Annotated in this window: 5 protein-coding genes; 1 reads left to right on the forward strand and 4 read right to left on the reverse strand. The window is 66.1% G+C overall.

Annotated elements, in window-relative coordinates; all coding sequences use genetic code 11:
- Window positions 1-92: 92 nt before the first annotated feature.
- Entirely contained in the window at window positions 93-1,253 is a 1,161-nt protein-coding gene (locus MLGJGCBP_RS28445; protein WP_160099684.1) for an ABC transporter substrate-binding protein, read from the forward strand.
- A gap of 68 nt (window positions 1,254-1,321) precedes the next feature.
- Here the strand turns inward: MLGJGCBP_RS28445 and MLGJGCBP_RS28450 are convergent, their stop codons facing one another.
- The 4 genes from MLGJGCBP_RS28450 to MLGJGCBP_RS28465 all read right to left on the reverse strand — a co-directional run.
- Entirely contained in the window at window positions 1,322-2,125 is an 804-nt protein-coding gene (locus tag MLGJGCBP_RS28450; RefSeq protein WP_160099689.1) for an SDR family NAD(P)-dependent oxidoreductase, read from the reverse strand.
- 74 nt (window positions 2,126-2,199) lie between these two features.
- Window positions 2,200-4,773: an ATP-binding cassette domain-containing protein gene (locus MLGJGCBP_RS28455; protein ID WP_160099685.1), complete on the reverse strand. Its 2,574-nt coding sequence runs from the start codon at window positions 4,771-4,773 to the stop codon at window positions 2,200-2,202.
- Window positions 4,774-4,778: 5 nt separating this feature from the next.
- Window positions 4,779-5,648: a branched-chain amino acid ABC transporter permease gene (locus tag MLGJGCBP_RS28460; RefSeq protein WP_160099686.1), complete on the reverse strand. Its 870-nt coding sequence runs from the start codon at window positions 5,646-5,648 to the stop codon at window positions 4,779-4,781.
- A gap of 209 nt (window positions 5,649-5,857) precedes the next feature.
- Window positions 5,858-6,478, reverse strand: a 621-nt coding sequence (locus tag MLGJGCBP_RS28465) for a transposase (RefSeq protein WP_201453221.1), incomplete at its 5' end; no start/stop codon positions are given.

Raw genomic sequence — 6,478 nt, forward strand, 5'->3', positions numbered from 1 at the left:
CCGCGAGCCTCCACGCCAGCCGCAACTGTGATTGCCGACACACGACTTCCCCTATAGCATCCATTGAACTGAACTCGATTCAAGGAGTGGATGTGCGGAAAATTCTTCTCACGGTCGGCGTGGTACTCGCCACGACCTTGACAGCCTGCGGAACGCAAGCCGGCACGGGCGATGCGGGTGGCCCGATCAAACTCGGTGCGTGGCTTCCCCTCTCGGGGCCACAGGCGTCGGGTGGTCTTCCGCAGGAGGCGGGCACCCAAGCGTTCTTCGATCAGCTCAACGCGGCAGGGGGAATCCACGGACGCCCCGTCGAGTGGACGCCGGTCGACAATGCCTTCGATCCGCAGCAGACGATTCAGGTGGCGCGACAGTTGGTCTCTCGCGACCGCGTTGTCGCGATCGTCGGCGCCAACGGCACCGCGACGACGGAGGCAACGTTTCCGTTCGTCCTCGAACAGAACCAGATCCCAATCTTCGGGACCTACGGCGGCTCCGCCGCCTGGTACGACCCGCCGCGGGACGGGTTGTTCGGCAGCCAGACGCTCTACGAGAACCAGGCGCGCGCTGCCGCGCAGTGGGCACTCGACGAGGGTGCCAAGAAGGTCACGATCATCCGCAACGATCCGGCCGCGTTCGTGAACGTGGGCGCGGTCGCCACGACCGAACTAGAGAAGGCCGGCGCGGAGGTTTCGACGGTGGAGGTCAAGCTCGGGAGCACGGACTACAGCCCGTTCGTGTCCCAGATCCGCGCGGCCGCACCCGATGCAGTCCTGACGATCCTGCCGATCCAGGAGGCCGCCGCCTACCTCAACGAGATGGCGCTGCAGGGCGTCAAGATTCCCAGCTACGGCTACTCCCCCACGGTGGGTAACAGTCTGCTCGACCTGGCAGGTAAGAATGCGGACGGATTCCGCGCCGTGTCACTCACGCTGCCTCCCACCGCCGACACCCCGGAGGTTGAGGAATACCGGCAGGCGCTGGCGAAGTACAAGCCCGGCGAGAAGCCCGATTTCTACTCGCTGGCAACCTACGGTTCGGCGAAAGCGTTCGCTCAGGTCCTCGAGAGCATCGACGGTGAGATCACGTCGGAGTCCATCACCGACGCGATAGTCGCGAGCGGCACCCTCGACACAGGCGTCATGCCTCCGCTCACGTTCAGCGCCGACGAGCACGTCGGCACCCGCAGCGTGGTCCGGGTCCAGGTCGAGGACGGCAAGTTCGTCCCCCTCGGCGACTTCGTGTCGCCGCAGTAGCACCGCAGTAGCACTGTGTCCCGCCCCTGAATTCAGGGGCGGGACACAGTTGTCGATGAGGGTGGGGCTCAGACGGTGAATCGCCCACGGTTGCTGAGCAACACCGCACCGACGACGTTCCTGGCCTGTTCCGAGGCGAGGAACAGCACGTTGTCTGCGATCTCGTCCGGTGTCGCGTACGGCACCGGTGTGTTGTTGACCCACTGCACTTTCAGTTCTTCCGGTGTTCGAGCGGCCATTCCGGTATCAGTCGGGCCGGGAGCCACGAGGTTGAGCCGGATATCGAATGCCACGACCTCCTTGGCGACGGCCTGGCAGAAAGCATGGACGGCCGCTTTGGACGCCGCGTAGTGCGGGTACCCCGTCAGGGTGTCGAACGCCGAGGACGAGCCGATCACGACGATCGCGCCGCCTTTCGGCTTCATTTCCCGCACGGCAGCGCGGACCACGTGAAATGTGCCGTCCAGGTTGACCGACATCACGCGGCGCCACCGTGCGTCGGTGAGGTTCGCCGTCAGGTCGATCGGGGCGCCCGCGGCAGTCGCGTCCGTGATGATCTTCTTGGACTCCGGGTCGTCCACCCCGGCGGCGTGCACGACGACGTCGAGCCGGCCCTCGGCGGCGACGACCTCCGCCATGGCAGCGTCGACGGCCGCCGAGTCCGAGACATCGAGCACTCGTGGGATCGTCCTCGGATCGTCACCGTACCGCCGGCGCAACTCGTCGCCCACGATATCGGCCACGTAGACGCGGGCCGCTCCCTCGTCGACGAGCTGCGCGACAACCGCGGCTCCGATTCCTGATCCGCCTCCGGTCACCAGCGCTACTGCGCCCTCGAATCTGCCTTGCCCTGGTGTCCGAGACGCATTCATCTTCTCCATACTCTCTCTTCTCCGAGTCCGACCGAGTCGGACGGTGATTCGACTTCGCGGAACGCTCACGGCCGTCACGGTTCTGGTACGAGCACTTCTCCGCTGTGCGCGGGGACCTCGGTCCCGAAGTACGCTGCCTCCGCGATCTGACTGAATCCTGGTGTTCCGCTGTTGCCGCGCGCGACGACCTGACCTTGACGGAGCACGACGACCTCACTGCAGGATTCGAACGCTCGGGCGAGGGACTGGTCGAGCAGGATGGTCGTGATGCCCCAGCGTGCCAGACCATTGACCTGTGAATAGACCTCGTCGACCATCGCCGGGGACAGACCCAGCGCGGGTTCGTCGAGGATCAGAACTTCGGGATCGGCCATCAGTGCCCGGGCGATGGCGACCAGTTGTTGTTCGCCGCCCGACAGCGAGCCGGCCGGGATGTTCATGCGGGTGCGGACACGTTCGGGGAGTCCTTGCTGCAGCTCTTCGAGCCGAGTACGCAATTGGCGGCCGGAGATTCCTGCGGCGTACGCCGCGACCTCCAGGTTCTCGCGCACGGACAGGGTGCGGAACAAGGCACGCCCCTCGGGAACCAGACTGAGCCGCAGCGCATCTGTGCCGTTGACCGTCCGGGTGCCGCCGGTCGAGTGCAGATCGCCGTGCAGGATCCGCCCCAGAGTGCTCTTGCCGGCTCCGTTCGCGCCCACTATGCCGAGGATTCCGCCCGCGTGGACGTCGAGGTCGATGCCGGACAGTGCACGCACACCCGCGTAGTGGTGCTCGATCCCCCGCACGGAGATCAACGGAGTCGCCGTTCGGTCGATGTCGGGTGCGATCAGTGTGGTGTCGATGTTTCCGAGGTACGAGTCGCGGACCTGTTGGTTCTGCAGGACGGTGTCCGGGGTTCCGTCGGCGATCAACTCACCGAAGTCGAATGCCACCACCCGATCCGCGACGGCGAACAGGTCGTCGAGGACGTGGTCGATGATGACCACGGAGGTACCGGAATCCGAGAGTCGGCGGATGTGCTCTGCGAGGGTCCGACGCTCATCCGCGTCGAGGCCACCGAATGGTTCGTCGAGAACCATCAATCGCGGGTTGCCGGCCAGCGCCGCGATCGCACGGGCCAGATCGACCCGCTTCTGCAGCCCGAACGGCAGTTCTCCGGGGAGTCGGTGCACGTGGTCGGCCAACCCGACACTTGCGAGTACCTGCAGCGCAGAGTCGCGATCGGCACGGCGCTCCCAACGATTGACGACGCTGACATTCTCGAGAACGGTCAGTTCCGCGAACAGTTCGGCATGCTGAAATGTCCGGCCGAGGCCGAGCGAACGTCGACGAGTCGCCCGTACGCCGTTCAGCGGCCGGCCACCGAGTTCCATCGTCCCCACGAGTTCACCGCCGCCGATCAGGCCGCACAGGGCGTTGACGAAGGTGGTCTTGCCGGCGCCGTTCGGCCCGATGATCGCGAGCACCTCACCCGCGCCGACACGGAGATCGATATCTTGCACGGCCTGAAGACCACCGAATCGAACGCCGAGCGCCTCCGTCGTCAGCATCGCCGCGCCGGCGGTATCCGCCCGCACGTTCGCGTCCGATCCTGACGCGTCGACGAGGTCTGGTCCCGATATCGACAGCGCCGGGCGGCCGAGGGCTCGGGTGACCGGGGCGAATCGGCGCAACAGCTTCCCGGCCGTCGGGACGATTCCATCGGCGAGAAACAGCAGGGTGAGGATCAGGACACCCCCGATCAGGTAGGGCTGGTCGATCGACAGCGACGACGCAAGCGTCGGTGCGGATGCGAGGAACGCGCCGCCGAGAACGGCGCCGATCACACTGCCGGTCCCGCCGAGGACGGTCGCGGCAATCAGGTTGACCGCGAAGACCATCGAGAAGCCCTCCGGGCTGATGAAGCCCGACAGCAAGGCGAGTAGCACACCGGACACGCCCGCGACACCCGCACTGATCGCGAAGCCGAGGCTCGACTGCAGTTCGGGAGTGATACCGATCGATCTGCCCGCCAGGGGGTGCGTCTTGGCGGCGACCATGCGCATACGGATGGTCGTGCGGCGCAGGAACACCGACACCGCGATCGCGAGACCGAGAATTCCGACGGCGAGGTAGGTGACTTCGTCGGACGACGGAACGAGGTCGCCGAACGCGGTCTCGAACGTCTCGACCGGCACTCCCTGGTCGCCGCCGGTGACGCTCTTCCACGCACCGATGATCTCGAGGGTCACCAAGGTGAACGCCAACGTCAGAAGTGCGACGTACAGCACGGAGAAGCGGGAGCCGGCGAAACCGAGGAAGCCTCCGAGTAGCGCGCACAAGACAACGGCGACAACGGATGTGAAGGCAAGTCCCCAACCGTTACTGCTGCCGTAGGCGGTTGCATAGGCGCCGATCGCAACCATTGCGGGATGCCCGATCGACCAGATACCCGTCCACCCGGCGAGCAGCGAGATGGACAGGACGATCAGTCCGTACACCGCCGCAAGTCCGACCGTGTACATCTGGTAGCCCGGCACGAGCCCGGACGAGAGCACCACCAGCGCGAGGAGCGCGGCAGCCGGGCCGCCGAGAAGCTGACCGGCGCGGTAAAGCCGCTGGGCGGTGCGTCCGGCGGGCCGGGCCGAGATGTCTTGTGTGACCATGGATATCAGACCCTCTCGAAGGTTTGGCGGCCGAAGATGCCCTGGGGACGGATGAGCAGCACGAGCACCGCCACGCAGAAGACGAACGTGTCGCGGAAGCTGGCGGAGATATAGGCTGCAGCGAGGTTGTCCAGGACACCGATGATGAGTCCACCGATGACGGCGCCGTACATGCTGGGGAGACCACCGAGCAGGATGCCTGCGAAAGCACGGAACAACACGGGCGCCAGGATCACCGGCGACACCCCGGTTTTCGGGGCGTACAGGAAGACTCCCAGCACCGCCAGCGCCATGCCGAGGGCCCAGGCGGTCCGCGCGACCTTGTGCGCGTTGATGCCCATGATCCCGGCGGTCTCGGCAGATTCGGCGACCGCGCGCATCGCCGATCCGAGCGGCGTACGCGTGAAGAGATACGCAATGGCCGACACGGCGAGCGCGGCGAGGACGATCGTGGCGACGTCCTGCAGCATCAGGTTCGAGTTGCCGATCGAGATCGTGCCGCCGATGAGCTGCGGGAATCGTCGCGGCTGCTCTCCCCAGTACCGGCCGATCAGATGCTCGACGATGATCGACAACCCCATCGTGACGACGAGCGCGGCGAAGAGCTTCCCCTGCCCCAGTGGACGGATCAGTGCTTCCCGCACCACGACTCCGCTGAGGGTTCCGAAGGCGACCGCGACGACCAGTGCGACGACGATGCCCGCGCCGGCTCCGTAGGCACTGAGGGCAACATAGATGGCGAGAGTGGACAGCGATGCCATTGCGAAATTCATGACGTCGGTCGATCGGAAGATGATGACCAGTCCGAGTCCGATGAGACCGTACACGGCACCGTTGGCGATGCCGGTGGTCAAGGTGATGAACAACTGATCCACGATGCCTCCGAGGGCGGCCGATTGAAATTGAGTTGACTTCAGTTCAGTAACCTAAATGACCGCGAGTGTGAGCGCAACCACACCCCGCCCCGTGAGTACTTATTAACCGCCGGGGGGCTGTTGCGGTATCGAGGTGTGGCCGGGACGGCGGGGTGAGATCGGTGGGTGTGGTGGGGTCGGTGGACAGTGCGGCCCGCCCGCCCCGCCGGTCAGGCGGTGGCCGGGAGGGTGTTCCCGTCGGTCAGGTGCGTGAGGATCTTGCCGATGTTGTGGACGGCGGCGTGGAAGGACCATTCGCTGCGGGCCCGGGCGAGGCCGCGGCCGGTGAATTGGCGGAATCCGAGGTTGTGTTTGGCGTGCCCGAACACGGTTTCGGCGATGTGTGAGCGCTGGCGGTAGGTGGCGATGCCGTCCTCGGTGCGCAGGCGGTGGGTCATCGCTTCGATCGGATCGGCGTGTGGTGGTGGGGATCCGGTGACCGGGTTCTCGGTCGCGGCGGTTTCGAGGTCGCGGGCTTTGCCGGTGGCGATCAACCGGTCCGGGCCCGGGGAGGTCAGATTCTCGCGGGAGCAGTAGCCGGCGTCGAAGAGCATCACCCCGATCAACTCCTCCGCGGCCGGGGCCGGGTTCGGGTTCGGGTTGGTGTCGGCGGGGGTGGTGGTGCGGCGGGTGGTGTCGATCAGTTGCGCGGCCCGCCCGGCCTGCTCGACGAGGTCGGGGAAGTAGTCGTAGTCGGCGGGGCTGGTCCCGACGCCGGTGGCCAGGATCAGCCCGTCCGCGCTGGTGAAGGCCTGGCAGTTGTAGCCCTGCAGCCAGCCGCCGCCGCGCAG

Origin of the sequence: Rhodococcus sp. T7, assembly GCF_009872365.1 — a bacterium.
Classification (GTDB): domain Bacteria; phylum Actinomycetota; class Actinomycetes; order Mycobacteriales; family Mycobacteriaceae; genus Rhodococcus_F.

Coding starts and splice junctions, on each gene's coding strand:
- MLGJGCBP_RS28455 (WP_160099685.1), bottom strand. CDS start 4,773: ATGGTCACACAAGACATCTCGGCCCGGCCCGCCGGACGCACCGCCCAG.
- MLGJGCBP_RS28450 (WP_160099689.1), bottom strand. CDS start 2,125: ATGAATGCGTCTCGGACACCAGGGCAAGGCAGATTCGAGGGCGCAGTA.